Annotated in this window: 16 protein-coding genes; 6 read left to right on the top strand and 10 right to left on the bottom strand. The window is 42.6% G+C overall.

Annotation, left to right across the window (positions count from 1 at the left end):
* Positions 1–114 precede the first annotated feature (114 nt).
* Positions 115–5,436, bottom strand: coding sequence for a S8 family serine peptidase (locus EXT43_RS20890; RefSeq protein ID WP_130166534.1), 5,322 nt, complete (start codon positions 5,434–5,436; stop codon positions 115–117).
* Between the two features lie 262 nt (positions 5,437–5,698).
* On the opposite strand from EXT43_RS20890, the gene EXT43_RS20885 reads away from it, so the two are divergent.
* The gene (locus tag EXT43_RS20885; RefSeq protein ID WP_269407463.1) at positions 5,699–5,827 is read left to right on the top strand and encodes a hypothetical protein; all 129 of its coding nucleotides are present in this window, start codon (positions 5,699–5,701) and stop codon (positions 5,825–5,827) included.
* Between the two features lie 124 nt (positions 5,828–5,951).
* On the opposite strand, the gene gltX is transcribed toward EXT43_RS20885, so the two are convergent.
* The 4 genes from gltX to proB all read right to left on the bottom strand — a co-directional run bounded on the left by gltX (position 5,952) and on the right by proB (position 10,081).
* Complete coding sequence (gltX, locus tag EXT43_RS05635) at positions 5,952–7,436, bottom strand: glutamate--tRNA ligase (protein ID WP_054551203.1); 1,485 nt, start codon at positions 7,434–7,436, stop codon at positions 5,952–5,954.
* A gap of 80 nt (positions 7,437–7,516) precedes the next feature.
* On the bottom strand, positions 7,517–7,876 hold the full coding sequence (locus EXT43_RS05630; protein ID WP_054560852.1) for a glutathione S-transferase N-terminal domain-containing protein: 360 nt from the start codon (positions 7,874–7,876) through the stop codon (positions 7,517–7,519).
* Between the two features lie 66 nt (positions 7,877–7,942).
* Complete coding sequence (locus EXT43_RS05625) at positions 7,943–8,914, bottom strand: GGDEF domain-containing protein (RefSeq protein WP_062564872.1); 972 nt, start codon at positions 8,912–8,914, stop codon at positions 7,943–7,945.
* A gap of 63 nt (positions 8,915–8,977) precedes the next feature.
* Positions 8,978–10,081 (bottom strand): glutamate 5-kinase, encoded by a 1,104-nt coding sequence (gene proB / locus EXT43_RS05620; protein ID WP_054560854.1) that lies wholly within the window; start codon positions 10,079–10,081, stop codon positions 8,978–8,980.
* A 122-nt stretch (positions 10,082–10,203) separates the two neighbouring features.
* Here proB and EXT43_RS05615 point away from each other — a divergent pair, with 122 nt between their 5' ends.
* The gene (locus EXT43_RS05615; protein WP_130166533.1) at positions 10,204–11,151 is read left to right on the top strand and encodes a DMT family transporter; all 948 of its coding nucleotides are present in this window, start codon (positions 10,204–10,206) and stop codon (positions 11,149–11,151) included.
* On the opposite strand, the gene EXT43_RS05610 is transcribed toward EXT43_RS05615, so the two are convergent.
* From EXT43_RS05610 to pdsO, 3 genes are read right to left on the bottom strand one after another with little or no spacing between them, the layout of a single operon-like run.
* Positions 11,058–11,645: a class GN sortase gene (locus EXT43_RS05610; protein WP_130166532.1), complete on the bottom strand. Its 588-nt coding sequence runs from the start codon at positions 11,643–11,645 to the stop codon at positions 11,058–11,060. The two genes, EXT43_RS05615 and EXT43_RS05610, sit on opposite strands and share 94 nt — an antisense overlap.
* A complete protein-coding gene (locus tag EXT43_RS05605) occupies positions 11,633–13,633 on the bottom strand; it encodes a marine proteobacterial sortase target protein (RefSeq protein ID WP_130166531.1) in 2,001 nt (666 codons plus the stop codon). The genes EXT43_RS05610 and EXT43_RS05605 overlap by 13 nt, the downstream gene beginning before the upstream one ends.
* A gap of 26 nt (positions 13,634–13,659) precedes the next feature.
* On the bottom strand, positions 13,660–14,397 hold the full coding sequence (pdsO, locus tag EXT43_RS05600) for a sortase-associated OmpA-like protein PdsO (protein WP_062564868.1): 738 nt from the start codon (positions 14,395–14,397) through the stop codon (positions 13,660–13,662).
* Between the two features lie 219 nt (positions 14,398–14,616).
* On the opposite strand from pdsO, the gene pdsR reads away from it, so the two are divergent.
* The 4 genes from pdsR (at position 14,617) to EXT43_RS05585 (ending at position 17,976) form a co-directional block, all read left to right on the top strand.
* Positions 14,617–15,306, top strand: coding sequence for a proteobacterial dedicated sortase system response regulator (pdsR, locus tag EXT43_RS05595; RefSeq protein WP_062564867.1), 690 nt, complete (start codon positions 14,617–14,619; stop codon positions 15,304–15,306).
* Positions 15,306–17,432, top strand: coding sequence for a proteobacterial dedicated sortase system histidine kinase (gene pdsS, locus EXT43_RS05590; protein ID WP_062564866.1), 2,127 nt, complete (start codon positions 15,306–15,308; stop codon positions 17,430–17,432). The genes pdsR and pdsS overlap by 1 nt, the downstream gene beginning before the upstream one ends.
* 113 nt (positions 17,433–17,545) lie before the next feature.
* Positions 17,546–17,716, top strand: coding sequence for a hypothetical protein (locus tag EXT43_RS20655; protein ID WP_156426462.1), 171 nt, complete (start codon positions 17,546–17,548; stop codon positions 17,714–17,716).
* Positions 17,717–17,766: 50 nt separating this feature from the next.
* Entirely contained in the window at positions 17,767–17,976 is a 210-nt protein-coding gene (locus EXT43_RS05585) for a hypothetical protein (RefSeq protein WP_054551195.1), read from the top strand.
* Positions 17,977–18,187: 211 nt separating this feature from the next.
* On the opposite strand, the gene EXT43_RS05580 is transcribed toward EXT43_RS05585, so the two are convergent.
* The gene (locus EXT43_RS05580; RefSeq protein WP_058585737.1) at positions 18,188–18,688 is read right to left on the bottom strand and encodes a DUF1543 domain-containing protein; all 501 of its coding nucleotides are present in this window, start codon (positions 18,686–18,688) and stop codon (positions 18,188–18,190) included.
* An 8-nt stretch (positions 18,689–18,696) separates the two neighbouring features.
* A complete protein-coding gene (locus tag EXT43_RS05575) occupies positions 18,697–20,040 on the bottom strand; it encodes a sigma 54-interacting transcriptional regulator (RefSeq protein ID WP_062564865.1) in 1,344 nt (447 codons plus the stop codon).
* Positions 20,041–20,042 lie beyond the last annotated feature (2 nt).

The following is a 20,042-nucleotide window of genomic DNA, read 5'->3' as shown; positions in this document are numbered from 1 at the left end:
TAGTTGCCTAACTACGGATTGTGCATGATCATTCTGATCGGTCAACTGATCAACTTCTTAACTGATCAGCATTAGCCCGAAGGCCCTTTGTCACATAACATACTTAGGGAGTACTTAGCCTCGTTTTACGCGGCGACGAACACCTGCAAAACCAGCTAATAGAACAGTTAACCAAGCAAGTGAACCACTTGATGATTTCGCTTTTTCTTCAGGAACAACGGTTGTCTCTTGTGCCGTTACCGTCACTGCTACACCTAGCTCCATCGGTTCAACACCATCACTTACCGTTACAGTAAACTGATGCTCACCAGCCGTTAAACCTGATACTTCAGTGATTGCTGATGTTGGACTTGCGATTGTACCTGGGCCTTCCCATGAGAAAGTTAACTCATCGTTATCTAAATCATGTGATGCTGATGCATCTAGGGTAATAACGCTGCCCTCAGTCACTTGTTGAGCACTCGCCTCAACGGCAACGACTGGTGCATCGTTAACTGCTTCAACCGTTAACATAAAGGTTGTACTTGCAGCATCTGATGGGTATTCAATATCAGATACCATTACAGTTACTTCGGTCTCACCAGAGAAGTTATCATTTGGTGTAATCGTTACTGTATCGCCATCAACTTCATAGGTTACGTCGTCAGAAATTACCGAGATTTCATTCTTCGAGTTCTTTTCATCAATGTGATGAACATCAAAGCTAATCGGTGTTTCTTCTGTTGTTACCATGTCATCAAGCGCTACCACTGTGATGTTGCCAGGAATGGCCAGTGTTGCTGTTGAAGTCATGTCATTCAGACCAGAGATTGCTGCTTTAGCTGCAACTTCAAGTGTTTGACCTGCTGCAGACGGCGTAACTTCAGCCCAAGCAGTCACTTCAAATTGTGATGACTCTGGACCTACATAGTCCATACACACCACGTAACCATCGCTGATAACTTCATCTAGATTGTTATAAGCGATTTGGATACCACGGTAGTTTTCAAGTGGACCATATTGATACTGTGCACCACGGAAACCTTGCAGGCCAATACTACCGGCAGGACGTGTAGACCCATAGTCTAGGTTATCGTATGCATAGTAAATTTCATGCTCACCTTTACCAAAGCGTGTATTTGCATTAAACAACACTTGGAAGTCAAATGAGTTATCACGTTTAGTGTAAGTGTATTTGCCCGTTGTACGGTCATATACAGGGTTATCGTAGTCTGATGCATTATCCCACTCAATAATACCCCAGCCAGTTGAAGTACTTGCTAGTGAAATACCTTCATTTGACGATAAGCCAACTGACATTACAGAGCGTAATAAGCCATTATCAGTGAACTCCCAACCACGCCATAATGGACCCATGTTCTCATATGGGAATGAGTTATAAGGGAACGGGTTATGTACTGGGTAGAAGTAACGGCTACCATTAGTATTTACTGTACCCATACCACGAATTTGAATAATCGAGTTTTGGATATTAGTATTTTCAGCATTGTTATAAAGGCTAAATGTGTCATATGCGCCATTATAGAAGCTTGCGATTGGTAATGAATAACCACTGCGAGAGTTATAAAGGTTGTTCTCATCGAAACCAGATAGAATTGGCGTGATACCAAACTCTGATAAATCGACATAACCACCTGGGTTAGAGTTACCAAAATCAGGCGTACGACACATTTCATCAGTGATGTTATCTGTCACGATATAATCAGGTTCAACATCACGAGTATCAGCTTGTGTGCCTGTTACAATCACTTTACCGTCAGCAATTTCAACGTTGATTTCTGATGCTGTTGAAACCATGACATTTTCTGCTTTGATATCCAAACCTGCAGGGATATCAAGCTCTAGTGAGAACTCACGGTCTACACCTGAGTTATTCGCTAACACTTCAAATGTGTAAGGCACCATATCACCCACTTTTGCACCTGTGTATGGCGCATCAAGGTGTGCAACATCATTGCCACGGTTAAGCTTAAATGGAATAGAACCTAGGTTGCCATGGTTCACAGCCGATGTACCGACATCTAATAATGAGTAGTACACGCTATCGGCATCAAGGTCCATGTCCCAGTCGACTGTCATTTCAACAGTATTTTGACCATCACTTCCTGGCAGACTTGCAGTCATACCTGATGCAACTTGGTCTGACACAACCGCTGTAGCAAGCTCAAAGGTTTCTTCAACTGCATCAACAGACGATTGATTCGTATTATAAGCTACAACCCAATACTCACCTTCTTCAGGGTTGTTTATATTACAGAAGTTTTTATAAATCTTATGGTTAGATACACATAAAATTTCATCTTGTGGCTGAACAATACCATCACCGTTGTAGTCTTTACCTACGTATAAAATAGGGTTACCTACGTTCAAGGTGCCTTCAAGTTCTGACTCAACACCGACTGTTTCAGCAATAAAACGTTTAGAATTAGCTGGCACAGTAACAAACTTAGTAAATGTTGCTTCATCTAAAATATCTGCCGCATCTACATCATCAGTGCGATTCATAGCCCAAGGGAAAGTACGGTCATCGTCTTTTGGTAAAGTTACCGTAGTGATATCTGCTTTAACTGGCTCATATGCACGAGCTACAGGTGCTTCAACGCTAGGTAATACAATACCTTTAGCAACATAAGTCCCTTCATTTGAATGAGCTATCGTCTCTAATGATGATGGTAAGTTACCACGATCATATTTAAACGCCACAGGCCAATGCGCATCAGGGATATCTGCTTCTTCAGCTTGGAAAACAAGGTTTGTATGCAACTCAACTTCAGAGTTACTGAACCAATCTTGAGTATCCATGATTGATGCTTTAACAATGATTGTTTGTGTTTCACCTTTTTTCAGTGTGAAAGTTTTCGGGAAGATATCGATGTTCACACCATTTTGTGCTGTTTGTGTGTTTACATCAAATGCCCAGTTTTCAACATCTTCGTGGCTTACAGTCCAAGTACCATCTTCTGTTGCTTTAATGGTACGAACCCACTGACATTCAGGTGCACATGAGAAATTAACAAGGTTTGGTAAGTTAAGTTTATGTGGCGTACCACCATTGTATGGATCAGCAGCTAAGAAGTTATCAGCTGTTTCATCCATTACAAAACCCGCTTTAGCAGCAAGAGCAACATTGATACGACCTGCGCCAGAGCGATAGATTTTCGCATCAGCTACAACATCACTTTCGCTGTTTAAACGGTGATATTTAACCACGTTTTCAGCAGTCATTGATAATGCAGATTGAATTTCAGCTGCGGTCCACTCAGGGTGAATTTGACGTAGTAACGCCATAGAACCTGCAACATGCGGTGATGCCATCGATGTGCCGCTAATTGCAGCGTAATCTTGACCATGCGGAGTCACAAACGGATGCTCATCAGAGTAAGCCGCGTAAATATCAACACCTGGAGCTGCAAGCGTTGGAGCAAGTACTTCAACATTAGAATAAGACGGGCCTCGTGATGAGAATGTCGCTAACCAATCAGCATCTTCAGCATCAACACGACGTTCAATCACTGTTGGCTTAATAGTGATCATGTGACCAAGTTCTGAGTAGCTATCTACCCAATCTTCTAAGCCATCTTCTGGATAAACGCCATTCCATTGGTCATAGGTAAAGTGAACACCTGGTAATGAATAACCTTCTGCTACAGTACCTTGGTCTCTGTTGCGGTTAAACATGATGAAACCATCTGCACCACCAGCTTTTACGTGATCAACTTTTGCAGTACGCGCATTGGCTGCTGAATCATTTGGATCGTGACGTTGACAGATAACAATAACATTGGTGCTACCATCAGCCGCGCCCGCGATTTCAGTACCATCTTTGTAGAAGTTGAAGGTATTTTCTGGGTAATCTGCTGTACAGTAACCGTTGTAATCTTTAAAGCCATTGACGTCTTCGTAATCTTTAGCCCAAACAACAACACCGGTAATTTCTTCGCTATTAATTGAACCACCAACAAGGCCTGTTTCTGACCAGCTAGGTACTTCTGAACCCAGAGTTTCATCTGCAAAGCCAGCAAATTCAACGGCCGTTTCAACAGCCACAGTGCGACCATGCGTTGTTGCTGCAACTTGTGCAAGCCAAGGTGATGAATTATCTAAATAACCAAAACACTCAGCCGCGCCACATGCTTGACCACTGTTACCTGCTGCCGCGGCAACGTTAATGCCCGCTTCACGCGCTGCTAAGAATGCAAGTTGTACTGGATCGGCCCACACATTTGAATCGGCTCCACCAATTGAGAAGTTGATTACATCAACACCATCAGAAATAGCATCTTCAATACCCGCTACGAGTGCTTCGCCAGGACAGCCTGCGTATTCGTCACTTGATGGGTAACATACTTGATAAGCAATGATATTTGCGTGCGGTGCAACACCTGAGATTTCAGGGAATAAACCTTCTTTTAAGATATTACCATCGGTGTTTTCACCAAAGCTCGGAAGCATAAACGGTACATCTTTAACCACGTTACCAGCTGCTGTTGAAGCTACATGTGATCCGTGACCTTGGTAATCTTCACCAATTGCAGGCCAGCCTGGGATCATGGCATCAAACGCATCCGTGATCACATCATAAGAACGCACACCGATTAATTTATTGTTACATTGGATTTCTTCAGGCTCTTCAACACAGTCACCTACATAAACACCTGGACCAAACGGGTTTTCATGCTCGTAACCATCACCACCTACAGCTGCAAATGAAGGGTGATCTGAGTTAATACCGGTATCGATAATACCAACGATTTGGCCTTCACCTTTACCTTTGATGCCACTTGGAACGCTTGAGCCATCCCAAATTTGATCCGCACCGATATGCTTAGGACCTTCATCAGAAAGAAGATCATAGTTTTTCGAACGCATCACAGAAACAACTGCACCAAGCTCTGCAACGCGCATCGCTTCTTGCTCAGTCATTTTTACAGAGAAACCATTTAATGCTTTAGTGAATTGACGACGCATCTCAGTACGACCAGTCACCGCTGTCACGTTTTGCATTACAGTACGTTGTTTTGAAAGTAGTTTATTTTGATACTCAGTTACGGCAGAGACCGCTGCTTGACCTTTTTCAAATACTTTTGAAACGCCTTGTGCTTGAAGTGTTTGTGATAATGGCGAGGTTAAATCGCGGGCTTCAAGTGCCACTGAGTTATCACGTAAACGAATAATATAAACATGCTCGCCATCAATGCCTTCTTCAGCAAATTTATTTGCTTTGCTATTTAGCTGAACATTTAGACCATCGTTTTGTAGCATGTTGCTAGAGTCACCTTGGTTAAACTCTTTGCTAAACGCTTTTACTTCTTCAAATGTGATATTCGGTGCTTTTAATTGGTGTTTAACTTGGTTGTTATCTACACCCACTGCATGAGCAGCACTGGCACTATAGAGAGCTGCGGCAACAGCAATCGAGAGTGTTTTCACTTGCATAAAGTATCCCCTGGATAGTTAGTTAGAGTAATTATTCAAGCTACGTGAAAATCCATTTCACTGCTTGCGACTACAATATAACCACAAGAGGTTTTAAAAATGTCGTACATTCGTGTAGCGTTTTGTACACACTGTTAACATTAAAGTTACTACAGAAGCATCAATATTTCGTTTTTTCTTACAATATTACTGAATATAAAAGAAAAGTGGCGCTTAATACTTAGCTGATGTTGAAGGATTTAGTTGTCTTGGTGAACGCTCAGTGCAATCTGGTGGCTACAGCCCGACTGAGATAAATAGTATTGCTATTGAGCAACTAAAACTTGAAGTAGTAAATAGAGGTGGCAATGGCTACTGGATTGAAAGCTGTAAAGACTTTACCAGTGACTAAAGGTAAGACATATAGTTACTGAGGACTATTTCGCTTTATTTATTACTAAGCAGGCACTTTTAACAGCTACAGCTAAAAACAAAAAACCGAGCATAGAGCTCGGTTTTTGGAAGTTTTATCACGATTATGCTTGTGGGTAATCGCGATATGCTCGCTCAATTTTTTTCGCTTGCTTTTTAGACACACCAAGATGTGCTAGTGCAACACGCAAACGAGCACGTGATAAGTCAGAACCTAAAATTTCCATCGCATCAAGTACTGAAGTTGAAGATGTCTTACCTGTGATAGCCACAAAAATTGGCTCAAGGAAGTCTTTAATCTTCAATTCATGGAAAGTCGCCACTTCTTTTGCGATAGCAAAAATCGCTGGCTTTTCCCAACTGCGTAAACCTTCTAATTGCCAGATGAAGAACTGTAATGCTTGACGGATTACATCTTCATCAGCTTTACCTGCTGTTAATAGAGCAGGATCATAGCTTGGAATACCACCGACAAAGTGACCGGCAAGGTCAACCATATCAGAAAGCGTATTAATACGCGTTTTTGCTTCTGGTAATACTTTAGCGAATAGCTCAGTATTAAACTTCCAATCAACAAAACGTTGCATTAGTTCAGCATCAGATAAGTTTTCACGGATCCACATACCGTTTAACCAGCTAAGCTTATCGATGTCGAAAATAGGGCCACCAAGCGACACACGTTTCATATCAAAGTGTTCAATCATCTCTGCTAACGTGAACTTTTCACGCTCATCAGGCATTGACCAACCCATACGGCCTAAATAGTTTAATAGTGCCTCTGGTAGGTAACCCATTTCTTTGTAGTAGTTGATTGAAGTTGGGTTTTTACGCTTCGATAATTTTGACTTATCTGGGTTACGAAGTAACGGTAAGTGGCCTAGTACTGGCGCTTCCCAACCGAAATCTTCATATAACTTTAATAGCTTAGGCGCTGAATTGATCCACTCTTCACCACGGAAAATGTGGCTAATTTGCATGTGATGATCATCAACAACGTTGGCAAGGAAGTAAGTTGGGAAACCGTCAGCTTTAAGTAGCACTTGCATGTCTACATTTTCCCATGGGATCTCAATTTCGCCACGTAGATAATCGTTAAACTTGAACGTGCCTTCGCTTGGGATCTTCATACGGATTACGTAAGGCTTACCCGCTTCAAGATTTGCTTTAATTTCATCTTCAGAAAGATTTAAACCACGACCATCGTATTTAGGGCGTAGGCCTTCGGCCATTTGCTCTTCACGCATTTGGTCTAGTTCTTCGCTCGTAGCAAAACAGTAAAAAGCTTTACCCTGTTCAACTAACTGATGCGCAAATTTCTTATATAAATCGCTACGCTCAGATTGACGGTATGGACCAAACTCACCGCCTACATCTGGACCGTGATCCCAGTTTAAGCCTAACCATTGTAAGCTATCCATAATAGCTTGCTCTGATTCTGGCGTACTACGAACTTGGTCTGTATCTTCAATACGTAACACAAACTCACCGCCTTGCTGCTTAGCAAAACAGTAGTTAAATAATGCGATGTATGCAGTACCTAGGTGCGGGTCACCAGTCGGTGACGGAGCAACACGGGTGCGAATTGTCATGGTTATATCTCTCAAAAGACAATTAAAAATTTGCCCAAATGCTAGCACAGCACGGGCTATAATCGAAGTGAAAAGCCGCTTTATGCAGCGACTTTATCTAAATAAGCAATGATATCGTTTGATTCATACAACCAAGTTACTTGGCCGTTTTCTTCAATACGTAAACAAGGCACTTTCACTTTGCCACCCTGCTCTAATAGCTCTTGGCGAAATTGCTCGTTACCTTTAGCGTCACGGGTTTCAACTGATAGACCTTGGCGTTTAATAGCACGACGTACCTTCACGCAAAATGGACAGGCTTTAAATTGATAAAGCTTAAATTGTGACGTCACTGAGTCAAGCGCTGCTTGCTCTGCTGCCGGACGCTTTTTACTGCGTGGTGTGAATACAAAATCAAAAAACAAAATGATGCGGCCTAACAACCAACGAACAAACTTCATCTTACCTTCTCATGTGGCTCTAAAAATAGTGGGCAATTTTAACACAGCTAAGCGCGCTGCAACACCTTAAAACAGCTCTATTGAATCATCTTGAGGTTGGCTTTGTTGAATATCTAACTCTGAATAGGCAGTCACGCAATTACGACCACTGTTTTTAGAATGGTACAAGGCCTGATCGGCTTTTTGGACTAGGCTGGCAACCATTTCAAACTCGTAAATTGGCATAAAACCACTACTCACAGTTAAGTTACCGACTTGAGGAAAAGGGTATTCTGCCACACAGCCACGGAAACGATTGAGGGCATTACGTGCATCGAGCTCGTCACTTGCTTGAAATAACACAGCAAATTCTTCGCCGCCGTAGCGAAAAACGTAATCTTCTATTCGAAAATTATTTTTTAATAACTGTGCTACTAACAAGATCACTTCATCGCCAATAACGTGCCCATAGTTGTCATTTACGCTTTTAAAATGATCAATATCGACCATCGCCAAATACCAATGACGTTGCTTTGAGTCATGGCTTTCATGGCCTACAGCGGCATCGGCTGCAATTTCAATCACTTTTTTATCAAAGGTTTGCCTGTTTAAAAGCTCAGTTAAAGGGTCAAGTTGCGACTTATAAAGTAACGACAGTTGATTCGCGTAGATATTTAGCATGTAGATGGCGAGCATGCTACAGCGCTCTGAAAGCTCTTTTTCAGACTCAATGACCAGTACACCAACCACATTGCCCATGTAATAAATGGGCACATAAGTAGAAATAAAACCGTAGTTGCGACTGATGCGAATTTTATTGCGGCTGACTTTTTCGATGAGCTCATTGACTTCGTGCTCACTAAGCTCTTCGATAACTGAATCTTTATTTAGTAGTCTTGCAGGCAAGCCCGGTTTGAAAAATTTATTGATATAAATAGCGAAACGAGAGAATTCATCTAATTCACTCACGGCATTGATAAGCGCCTGATCGAGCTCAGGCTCTTCTTCTTGTTGGGTAATTTCTACAACCCAGTCATGTCCGCAAGCGTTAGCCGCCATCTAAAAGTCCCCAAAACTGCTTATTACTTTAGTTTAGTTAACTTTATCAGAATTACTAAAAAACTATAACAAAATCATATCATCTCGATGGATTACTTCACTGCTTGGTGCAAATGCAAGCAACTGGGTAATTTGCGACGAATGACAGCCCTTAATTTGATCAATTTCTTGATGGTTAAAATTAACAAGGCCTTTGGCTATACATTGCCCTTGGCACGTCACCACTTCAATCACATCACCTCGTTCAAATTGCCCTCGCACAGTTTTTACGCCTTTTGCCAGTAAGCTTGCACCACGCTCTTTAAGTGCAAGGCTTGCGCCATCATCAATCACTAATTGCCCCGTGCTTTTAGGTCCTGCAAGTAACCATTTTTTGCGGCCATCTTTTGGTGCGGTGAGTTTTAAAAAGCGTGTACCAGGGAGCTTGTCGGCCATGCAATTTAAAATCACATTTTTACCTGCCCCTTTGGCAATAATTACCTCAACACCAGCGCGACGTGCAATATCGGCTGCTTGCAGTTTGGTTGCCATACCACCGGTACCTAGGGTGGTGCCACTACCACCAGCGAGCTCTCTGAGTTCATCATTAATATGCTCAACTTCGTTGATAAGTGTCGCATTGGCATCAGAGCGAGGATCGCCTGTAAATAGGCCTTCTTGGTCAGTTAACAGTAACAGCTTTTCTGCATTCGCTAATATCGCGACTAAAGCAGATAAGTTATCGTTATCACCTACTTTAATTTCGGCGGTTGCCACGGCGTCGTTTTCGTTAATAATTGGCACCACATTGTGAGCAAGAAGTGCATTTAAGGTATCGCGGGCATTTAAGTAACGTTCACGGTCTTCTACATCGGCGCGAGTCAGTAGCATTTGTCCAACATTCACACCATACAAAGCAAACAAGCTCTGCCAAATATGAATAAGCTGTCCTTGGCCGATTGCGGCAAGCATTTGTTTTTCAATCAAAGAACGACCACAGGGGGTAATGAGTTGCTCGCGACCTGCAGCAACCGCGCCGCTTGATACTAAAACAACCTGATAACCCTGTTTTTTTAATTCACAACATTGGCGAACAAGTTCCACCATGTGCGCTTTATCTAATTTGTCGGTACCGCCTGTCAGCACGCTTGTGCCCAGCTTTACAACAACGACGTGTGGCCTTTGCATTTGATTCTTATATTCTGTAATTAAAATAGAGAATTTATATATACCAGCTAACGGTTTTTGAACAAGTTAAAAAAATTCATGCTAGGATCGCGCTCTCGTTTTTTTACTCAATAGCGACACCTATGCCAGCCAGTTTATGCTTAATTATTGCGACCTTTTTATGGGGTAGCTCTTACATTGCTTTAAAGCATGCAATCAATGTTTATGACCCTGTGTTAGTGATTTTTTTAAGAATGCTAACCACGTTATTGATTAGCTTATGTTTATGGCGCTATATAATCCGCTTTGAGTTTAAACAAGGTGACTGGAAGTACTTAATTGGTATGTCACTAGCTGAGCCTTGCTTTTATTATTTATTTGAAGGGCATGCTCTTGAATACACTTCGGCATCGCAAGCTGGGGTAATAGTCTCTTGTTTACCTATTATCGTCGCTATTTTGGCGTTCTTAATATTAAAAGAGTACATCAGTAAAGCCATCGTCGTTGGTTTTACCTTATGTATTGGTGGTAGTATTTTATTAACGCTATTATCACCAAGCACTGAGCAAGCCCCTAACCCACTGCTTGGTAACTTTTTAGAGTTGATGGCGATGGTTTGCGCGGCGTTTTATACCGTGAGCGTAAAACACTTAGTCGCCCGTTACTCACCGCTGACCTTAATAGCAATCCAAGGATTTAGCGGTAGCTTATTCTTTGCGCCTTTTTTATTTTTTATCGAACTACCCAGCGAAAATCAGCACGACTTAAGTGCCCTACTGAGCATTTTATATTTAGGCTCATGTGTCACTTTAGGCGGCTATGGCATGTACAACTACGCCATCAGTAAGGTGTCGGTATTAACCGCTGCTGCTTATTCAAACCTCATTCCAATTTTTGCGTTAATTTTGTCAGCTATTTTACTTGGCGAAGTACTCACACTATGGCAATGGGTGAGTATTGCAGTGGTATTCGCCGGTGTTATTGTTAGTCAACGTCATCAAGAGCTGAAAGTTGACGTAGACGACGATAATTTATCAGCCGACACCAATAACCTAAACTCAGTCCCTGAAGCTAACGAGTCAAAAGGGTAACAGGTTAATAAATAAAGGCCTGATTGTGCTAAAAAGCCCTGTTCGCTTTGATGAATAACATCAATGCTACGAACTTGATAGTGCTCAATCTCGCCACTTTGCAACTGCATACTGAACTGCTCACCCACTGCGACATGTTTTAGAAATGCAAAGTGGGTGTCGTTATGACCCGCAATTAACACCCCTTTTGTGCTGCCAAGTTCACCACTTGGTAAAAAATGCCCGGGGGCAAACGCGAGGTTTCGCCCCGATGCACCAGCAAGTACAGTCAATTCTTGCTGCTGACTTGGCCAATTTATGTGTGCAGTGACATAACCATCGGCGTAAAACCAAGGCCTTACTTGCTGATTAGGACTTTGCAAAGCTTGCTGCCAAGCCGACTCAATCAATGCCTGTGCCAGCCAAGCTTTTGCCTGCATATAGCCACCATTAACAAACAATGCGATGCCAAGTAAGGCGCTGCAAACTGGCAGCGTTTTTTTTAGCGTCGCCATTGCCATAACCATGAGAATGAAAGCAACAACAACCCAAATAACATAAACACCCGGCTTTGTCCGTCGGTTTGCGGTAGCGTCATGCCGTTAGGAAGTTTGTTTCGCACTTGCATTGAACGCTCTGCAATCTCATTACCCGCGTAGTTATCAACTGCAATAAAGGCCGTAAAAGGGCTAAGTAAATGATGCTGAAGTGCTAATGCTTCGACTTCTGCGCGTACCGCCTGTTTTTCGTTATAAAGCAGTAATGACTTAATTTTTTGTCTGGCCCAGAGTCTAGCGATACCTTCGCCGTGTGCAGCATTGGCAGTTGCTAAATTAATCGTCATTGGCCCTGTGTTTGTCTGCCCCTTTAATGTTAAGTGCTGACTGCCATCAAGCTTCACGGCAACCAAAACCGGCTCTGAAAAATACAAGTCAGGTAATGGCGATGGCCAATACTCAAGGGCTGCTTTGTCGCCTTCAAGAGCAAGCTCAGTAACAGCTGGATGCGCCAGCTTATCAAAAAGTAGTTGCATTTTTGGCTGTACTTGGCTGGTGCTACTTATAAAAGTAAATGTACCACGACCAATATCAGCAGCTCTGGTCATAAAAAAGCTATTAGGCGCGCTACCAATACCGACGGTAAAGAGTCGGCTGTCACCTAAATCTGTTTGAATTTGTTTAAATAGCTGCGTTTCGTTACCCACACTGCCATCGGTTAAAAACACCACTTGGCGTACAAAGCCATCATGCTGTTTACCATCAAGTACCTGAGTCAGTGCTTTTGCTATTTCGGTGCCGCCATCAGCTTGTAAGCCATAAATAAAGCGCTCTGCACGGCGAATGTTAAAGTCATTGGCAATCATTGGCGTGTCACTTAACACTGACACTTCGTTATCAAAGCCGATGATGTTAAAACTATCATTTTCATCCAATAACGAAAGGGCATAAAACAAGGCTTGTTTAGCCTGCTCCATAGATTGACCATGCATTGAGCCGGAGGTATCAACAACAAACACCATTTCGCGAGGAAGACGAGCTTGCGAGGTAAAGTGATCGCTTGGCGGTACTAACATCAGTAAACCATATTCTTGCCCTGCTACTGTTTCGGTAAAAAATGCAGCCTGAGAGTGGGCTTTATCAAGGGGTTTAAATGTCAGCTCAAAGTCTCTATCCATTGGAACATCAAGATTAAGTGATAACTGGTACCGACCAAAACCTGGATTATCGATTTGCATACCCGCTAAATTAGCGCTGATATCACTGAGTTCAAGGCCAATATCCATCGCAATTGCAAGGTTTAGGCTCGCATCAGACTCTTGGCTTTGTGCGCGATGAAAAACAGGTTTCAGCCACGCTGATGCCACTTGCGCTGTGTTAGCTGTTGCGTCGTTCTGTTGTTCTGTGTCTTTTGTTTCTAGATTCGCTTTTTGCTGTAGTTCTGCCGTTAAAGGTTCGTAGCGCGGCGTAATAGTGGTAGGAAAGCGCAGTGAAAACACACCATCTCGAAAACCGATTATCTCTTGGTATTGCAAGGTAATTTCAATCTCTTCCCCTGCACCAAGGTTTGCCACATCAGTAGAGAAAATATTCGCACGTTGCTGACGAACTAAAGCGGCGCGTTTACCCAGCTTTTGAGCTTGTTCAAATTGCTGTTCAGCCTGCTGTTTAAGGGCAATGTTACCGGTGATAATGCGCTCACCAATTTGCATTTGCATGGCATGAACTGCACTTTCATCAGGTAACGGAAACACATAACGGGCATTAACCGCAAACGGGTGCGGGTTTTGATAACGTTGTTTAACAACAACATGATTAATAAGCCCAGTGAGCGTCATAGTGACATCGTTTTTCACTAATAAGCCCGACGACACTTGGCTATTTGAATCATCATAAAAACGCAGTTCGACACTGGCATTGGCTGCAAATGCAGGGTTAACTGCATAACCTAATAAGAGGATAAAAAGGCTCCCAAAAAGGAGCCTTTTGGTACGGTTACTCAACATAATATGTCACTCCATCGACCGATGAATTAGTGATTACTTTGTGCTGTACGTAAGCTGCTTTGTGACACAGGGCGTGTCGTTAAGGTTACGCGGCGGTCAAACACGTTGTCTTCGTAGTTATTTGAATCGGCAACACTTTGCTGCTCACCAAAGGCGGTTGCGGTTAAGCGCGTATGAGGCACACCTAGTTTAATTAAGTAGCTTTGCACTGCATTTACACGCTGTTTTGAGAGCATTAAATTAGCCAATTCATCACCACGCTGATCTGCAAAGCCATTTAAGTCGATAGCCAAATTTGGCTGGGCAATCAATAACTGCGCGACTTTGTCGAGTTGATTAGCAAAGTGTGGGGCAATTTCGCTAGAGCCGGTTTTAAACTGTACCGTCATCGCCAGTAAGGTGTTTAATTGGGCTTGTAGTAACTGCTCTTTTTCGTCAGCTAATAATTCAAGCTGCTCACTTAGTGCTGCGTTATCGGCAATCACTTGTTGGTAATCAGCGGTTTGCTCCTTCATTACAACTAATGCGTGAGCTTGTTCATCAATGGTGTTGTCTGCCGCTTCTTTTTCGCCAATTAAGCCACCAGCAAACGCGCCAATAAATGCTCCCACTGGGCCGCCGACTATGCCGCCAACAACTGCGCCAGCACCTAAGCCAATGGCTGTTTCTTTTGGTGTTTCTTGTTTACTTTGACTCGCAGCATCTGCAAAAGGGGCTACAGATACAGCAGATGTGATAACAGCGGCAATAATTAATTTTTTCATGGTTTAATCCTTTTTCTACTTAATTGCTTGGCAACATTGGTTGGTGTTGCAAACTTGGTATGGAGCTATTAAAACAAGTCGAAATGGCAATAAAGGGGATCAAAAAAGGCAAACTGCTGAGCAATTGTGGCAGAAAAATGGCAATCGCGTTTTTGCCAGTACGCAAGGCAAAAAATTAGGTATAGTTCACTATAGAAAGAATTTAAGTAAGTATTAACAATGAAGAAAATAGCAATCGTTGAAGATGAAACAGCAATCCGAGAAAACTACACTGAAATGCTCAGCGCTCAGGGCTATCAGGTTGTAGGCTTTGCTGACAGATCCAGTGCTGAACTGGCATTTAGTCAATCTTTACCTGATTTAGCCATTGTTGATATTGGCCTTGGCCATGAAGTGGATGGTGGTTTTTTACTTTGCCAAACATTACGCAGTCTTTCTAAAACCTTACCGATTATATTTTTAACCGCCCGTGATAGCGAAATTGATACCGTATGTGGCCTGCGCATGGGAGCAGACGATTACTTAACTAAAGACATCAGTATGGCGCACCTTGCTGCTCGAATTGGCGCATTGTTTAGACGCCTTGATGCCTTCGACCAACCCGCCGATCAAACCGCTCTTTTGCATCGCGGCCCGTTAAAGTTAGATACCCAGCGCATGCAGGTTTTTTGGCAAGAGCAACTGGTTGATTTAACTGTGACAGAATTTTGGATGGTACATTCACTTGCACAGCGTCCAGGCCATGTTAAAAGCCGCAACGAATTAATGAGTGATGCGAAGATTTATGTTGATGACAGCACTATTACCTCACACGTAAAACGTATTCGTAAAAAGTTTATTGCTTTAGATGATGCATTTGACTGCATTGATACCGTTTACGGTATGGGTTATCGCTGGGAGCAAGCTTAATGCTGCGTTTGGGGCTTAGAACAAAGTTTATTTTCTTATCCTGCTTTTTATTTTTATTGCCTTGGCTTGGCTATGAATATGTTTGGGAAATGGAAAAGTTCTTAAGGCAAGGGCAAGAAAAAACCTTAGTGGGCACCACCCGCGCACTCGCAACCGCATTACATGAGCGCCCCGCTTTGTTTGACTCGCAAACCAACTTTTTAGATCAAGTTGTAAAAGGCCGAGATTTATATGCCTATAATCTAAATAACCCGATTCAACTTGATGGTAAATTGTCGGAATGGCAGCCTTATCAAAGCTTATTTTGGCATTATGACAAGCGCTACTTACAAGGGCTAAGCAATGAGCATCAAGAAAGTGATCTAAGTTTTGATCACATGGTAGGCAAATACGAAAACTACCTTTATGCGGCTTTTAAAGTCACTGACAGCTCCCTGGTGTATCGTGCTAAAAATGTGCTTAGCTTTACCCGTAATGATCACTTACAGATCATGTTAAAAACACCTGAAGGTGAATTTAAAAGTTATGTGGTGGCCGCCCGTCAAGATGGTTGGGTTAATGCCTTTGATGCCACAACACAGGAGCCTGTCACTAAAATCCAAGGCTATTTTAAAAGCACCGACACAGGTTACAACATAGAGCTGCGTTTCCCGCTTTCGATGCTAGGTAATAAGCTTGGTTTTGCGATTGAAGATTGGGATGAAGACAAGGTTGAGCCTCAGCTTATGTCGACCTCAAACCTACAAAACCCCAATGATATCGGCTCTGTTTTAGTGCCTTCACCAGAAATTAACCGTATTTTGAAAGGCATGGGCCACAGTGGCAGCCGAATTTGGGTCGTCGATAACCATCATCGCGTACTTGCGCAATCAGGCTCAATTCATCATGCCGATGGCGTTTGGGCAGACGGCCTAAAAGAGGAGCCTGCAACAACCTGGTGGCAACGCTTTGAGCAAGATTACTTACACCCACTTTACTATAAAATTTTAACTCGCCCAGAAAATGAGTTTATTGATACCTTGCATGATGTCGCAGCGATGCAAGGTACTCACATAGCCAGTGCTTTAAATGGTAAACCCGCATCATCATGGCGCTTAACCCCAGATAACAAAGCCGTTATTTTATCGGCGGCCTACCCTATTTGGATCCAAGACAAAGTCATTGGTGCAGTAATCGCAGAAGAAACCACCAACGGCGTGCGCACTCTGCGTAATAAATCCTTAGAAAAGCTCTTTAATGTGATTTTAGCGGTGATGCTTGTTGGTACTGTGACACTGTTCTTTTTTGCTTCAAGAATTTCCAGCCGTATTCGCCGCTTACGTGATAATGCCGAGCAAGCTATTGATGCTCAAGGGCGGATCACTGGCAAGATTACTTATGCCGATTCGAATGACGAAATTGGCGACCTTTCTCGCAGCTTTGCCAACATTGTTAGCCGTTTAAGTGGTTATACTGATTACCTAGAAAATATGTCATCACGACTCTCCCATGAACTGCGTACGCCCGTGGCTGTTGTGCGCTCATCACTTGAAAACTTACAAATGCAGCCGCAATCTGAACTGAGTCAAAAATACCTCGACCGTGCCAGTGAAGGGGTTGAGCGGTTAGGTAAAATTATTACCACCATGAGTGAAGCAACGCGCCTTGAACAAAGTATTCAAAATGCCGAGGCAGAAGAGTTTGACCTGACCAAGGTGATCACCGGCTGCATGCAGGGCTATCAAATAACCTATGGTGAAAGCCTATTTACCTTGTCGCTTTGTAAGGAGCCGTTAAATGTTAGTGGCGCACCAGAATTTATTGCGCAATTACTCGATAAGCTCATCAACAATGCACTTGAGTTTAAAACCCCGCAAAGCACAATTTCAGTCAGCTTAACCAAGCAAGAGCACCATGCATTATTAAAAGTCAGCAACCAAGGGCCTTTGCTCCCTGACGGTTTAGTTGAACACATTTTCGACTCAATGGTCTCGGTGAGAAGTCAGCAACATCAGCAGCAGCCCCACTTGGGTTTAGGTCTTTATATTGTAAGGCTTATTTGCGATTACCATCACGGTAAAGTATTGGCAGAAAATTTAGATGATGGCACAGGTGTTGTGTTTACTGTGGAGCTGCCTATTAAATAAGCATATTTGCGTTACATATGATTACAGTTTAATGACTGGGTATTCACCGATAATTCAGATTACAGGACGTAATATTTGTAATACAAAAGGCAAATTATTCTTTGGAGGGCATCATGCGATCTGGGTTACAACGTGAAGAGATTGAGTTCATTATGGGGCTATTTAGCTATAATGAAGCAACCGATAAACCAGCGGCTCCAAAAAAGCAGCCTGTAAAAGCTGACACAAAAAAAGTTGATACAGCGCAATATAAAGCAAACTACAAAGCAACTTATTTGACCTGAGTAAGGCGAGATCATTACAATGGCGCACCTTTGGAATATAACGCCTTGTAATGAAAAAACACTCACCTAAAAAAGAACTGATTTTACTGCCCGTTTTATTCGTGGCTATTTTACTTTGTGTTGCAGGTCACTTCCTACTCCAGCCTAACTATCAAGACAGCCATACCGTTGAGTATTTACTTGCTGCACTGCCATTTGCCTTATTTGGATTGGTGATCATCGCCTTTAAAGTTGCCAGTAAAAACGATAACCAAGAATAGCTTATACCAATTGGCTTAATTAAGTGGTCTATTTTGAGGCAAGAAAACCTTGTTGATAGCAAGGCAAACATTTCGTTATTTAGTTGTGCTCGGCAATTGCTCCTGCATTGCTCTACCTTCTGCATCCATGCAGTCGTAAATCAGAAATTTTTAACGCAGGTAGCGACAGGTTTAATCCCTCAAAATGATTAAGTATTATTGCGGATTGGTATTACAGAACGTGATAGCCAAACCAATCGGGCTTCATTGCTTGAGCTTGCCCGCTTGGCGTTAATTTTATTGATAAGTTGCTATCTAATAAATCAATAGCAAAACAATCGTCTACATCGTGTAAGTCATCTTTATGAAGATGAGTCATTCCCGCCAATAAAGACTCTTTAGCGCGTTGCTTTGCTTCTTCACTGCTACGGGCAACGTACAATGCAAAATCATGTTGCTCCGCAAGACTATCAGCTCGATAGGCACCTAAATTTACAAAATACAGTTTTTCGGCTTGGTGATGCGCAGTATCAACCACTTCGACCTGATAGCCATCGATGTGCTGAATTTGCATGTAACTATCCATGTGCACATTGCTTTTATCACCCACCCACTGTGCTTTTAATTTTGAATAGGTTTGCTCAATGTTATCACCTACGACAAATCGAACGTCGTGCATTTCAATGTGACAACCTTGAATACGACCACCCAGATAGACTAAAAAAAGCGCCATGTTTTTCCTTATATTAAGCTTTCAACATTAATGTTGTGCTTTTTAATTAATTTATAAAAATCTGAGCGATTACGTTTCGCAAGCTTTGCGGCTTCGGCAACATTACCCGCTGACATTTTCAGCGTATTAATTAAATAGTCTCGCTCAAATTCTTTTTTTGCATCATTTAACGAAAGTGGCTCAGCAATACTAACATTACTGTTTAATGCACTCTCAACTAACTGAGCAGCAATCACTTTACCAGGTGTAAGGGCTACTACCTGCTCTATCACATTTTGTAATTGACGGATATTACCCGGCCAGTCATAGCGAATCAGAGCATGCATCGCATCATTGGCAAACTGCTTTTGCTCTTGCCCCATACGTTTAGCAATTAGACCTGCAAAATGCTGTGCTAGCAAACTAATATCTTCTCGGCGTTCACAAAGCGGAGGCAATTTTAAGTTCACCACATTTAATCGGTAATATAAATCTTCACGGAACTGCTGATTATTGATTGCCTCAGGGAGGTTCTTATGAGTCGCCGACACCACCCGCACATCAATTGGGATCTCTTCTTGAAAGCCCACAGGGCGAATGGTTTTCTCTTGTAAAACCCTCAGTAGTTTTACCTGTAAATTTAGCGGCATATCACCAATTTCGTCTAGAAAAAGGGTACCACCTTGTGCTTGTTGAAACAAACCTTGATGGTCTTTGACTGCGCCAGTAAACGCGCCTTTTTTATGCCCAAACAATTCAGATTCTAAAAGCTCCCCCGGCACAGCGCCGCAGTTAATTGCCACAAATGGCCCGTCACTAACATGGCTGTGTTGATGTATCGCTTGTGCAAGCAGCTCTTTACCTGTGCCGCTGGCACCTGAGATCAACACATTCACTTGCGTTGGACCAAGCAATTTAACTTGCTCAAGTAGATGCAACATCGCGCCGCTACGGGTGACAATATTTGTTTGTGTGGGTGTTTCATCACCATGTACACCATGGATCTCGATAGCTTTAGCAAGGCTGTCGAACAGCTCATCTTTATCAACCGGTTTGGTAATAAATGCAAATATACCTTGCTTCGTCGCTTCCACTGCATCAGGTATCGAACCATGTGCTGTCATCATAATCACCGGCATTGAAGGATAACGACTTTGTAACTGGCGATGTAGAGCCATGCCGTCCATTTCATCCATTCTTAAGTCAGTGATCACCGCATCATAGGTTTGGTTTTTTAACGTTTGTAATGCCTCAATGCCACTTTCAACTGTGCTTACCAAATAGCCTTTTGACTCAATTCTAATCGCTAGTAACTTTAATAAACTCGCATCGTCATCTACTAATAAAACCCGTGGTTTTGTTACTTCATTCATGG

Origin of the sequence: Pseudoalteromonas sp. CO109Y (assembly GCF_004208935.1) — a bacterium.
GTDB classification, from domain to species: Bacteria; Pseudomonadota; Gammaproteobacteria; order Enterobacterales; family Alteromonadaceae; genus Pseudoalteromonas; species Pseudoalteromonas shioyasakiensis.
This window is presented reverse-complemented; position numbering and strand designations above follow the sequence as displayed.

What these genes read in the sequence shown, in the direction of transcription:
- EXT43_RS20890 (WP_130166534.1), bottom strand. Translation starts at nt 5,436, where the DNA reads ATGCAAGTGAAAACACTCTCGATTGCTGTTGCCGCAGCTCTCTATAGT.
- gltX (WP_054551203.1), bottom strand. Translation starts at nt 7,436, where the DNA reads ATGACAATTCGCACCCGTGTTGCTCCGTCACCGACTGGTGACCCGCAC.
- EXT43_RS05630 (WP_054560852.1), bottom strand. Translation starts at nt 7,876, where the DNA reads ATGAAGTTTGTTCGTTGGTTGTTAGGCCGCATCATTTTGTTTTTTGAT.
- EXT43_RS05625 (WP_062564872.1), bottom strand. Translation starts at nt 8,914, where the DNA reads ATGGCGGCTAACGCTTGCGGACATGACTGGGTTGTAGAAATTACCCAA.
- proB (WP_054560854.1), bottom strand. Translation starts at nt 10,081, where the DNA reads ATGCAAAGGCCACACGTCGTTGTTGTAAAGCTGGGCACAAGCGTGCTG.
- EXT43_RS05615 (WP_130166533.1), top strand. Translation starts at nt 10,204, where the DNA reads ATGCCAGCCAGTTTATGCTTAATTATTGCGACCTTTTTATGGGGTAGC.
- EXT43_RS05610 (WP_130166532.1), bottom strand. Translation starts at nt 11,645, where the DNA reads ATGGCGACGCTAAAAAAAACGCTGCCAGTTTGCAGCGCCTTACTTGGC.
- EXT43_RS05605 (WP_130166531.1), bottom strand. Translation starts at nt 13,633, where the DNA reads ATGTTGAGTAACCGTACCAAAAGGCTCCTTTTTGGGAGCCTTTTTATC.
- pdsO (WP_062564868.1), bottom strand. Translation starts at nt 14,397, where the DNA reads ATGAAAAAATTAATTATTGCCGCTGTTATCACATCTGCTGTATCTGTA.
- pdsR (WP_062564867.1), top strand. Translation starts at nt 14,617, where the DNA reads ATGAAGAAAATAGCAATCGTTGAAGATGAAACAGCAATCCGAGAAAAC.
- pdsS (WP_062564866.1), top strand. Translation starts at nt 15,306, where the DNA reads ATGCTGCGTTTGGGGCTTAGAACAAAGTTTATTTTCTTATCCTGCTTT.
- EXT43_RS20655 (WP_156426462.1), top strand. Translation starts at nt 17,546, where the DNA reads ATGCGATCTGGGTTACAACGTGAAGAGATTGAGTTCATTATGGGGCTA.
- EXT43_RS05585 (WP_054551195.1), top strand. Translation starts at nt 17,767, where the DNA reads ATGAAAAAACACTCACCTAAAAAAGAACTGATTTTACTGCCCGTTTTA.
- EXT43_RS05580 (WP_058585737.1), bottom strand. Translation starts at nt 18,688, where the DNA reads ATGGCGCTTTTTTTAGTCTATCTGGGTGGTCGTATTCAAGGTTGTCAC.
- EXT43_RS05575 (WP_062564865.1), bottom strand. Translation starts at nt 20,040, where the DNA reads ATGAATGAAGTAACAAAACCACGGGTTTTATTAGTAGATGACGATGCG.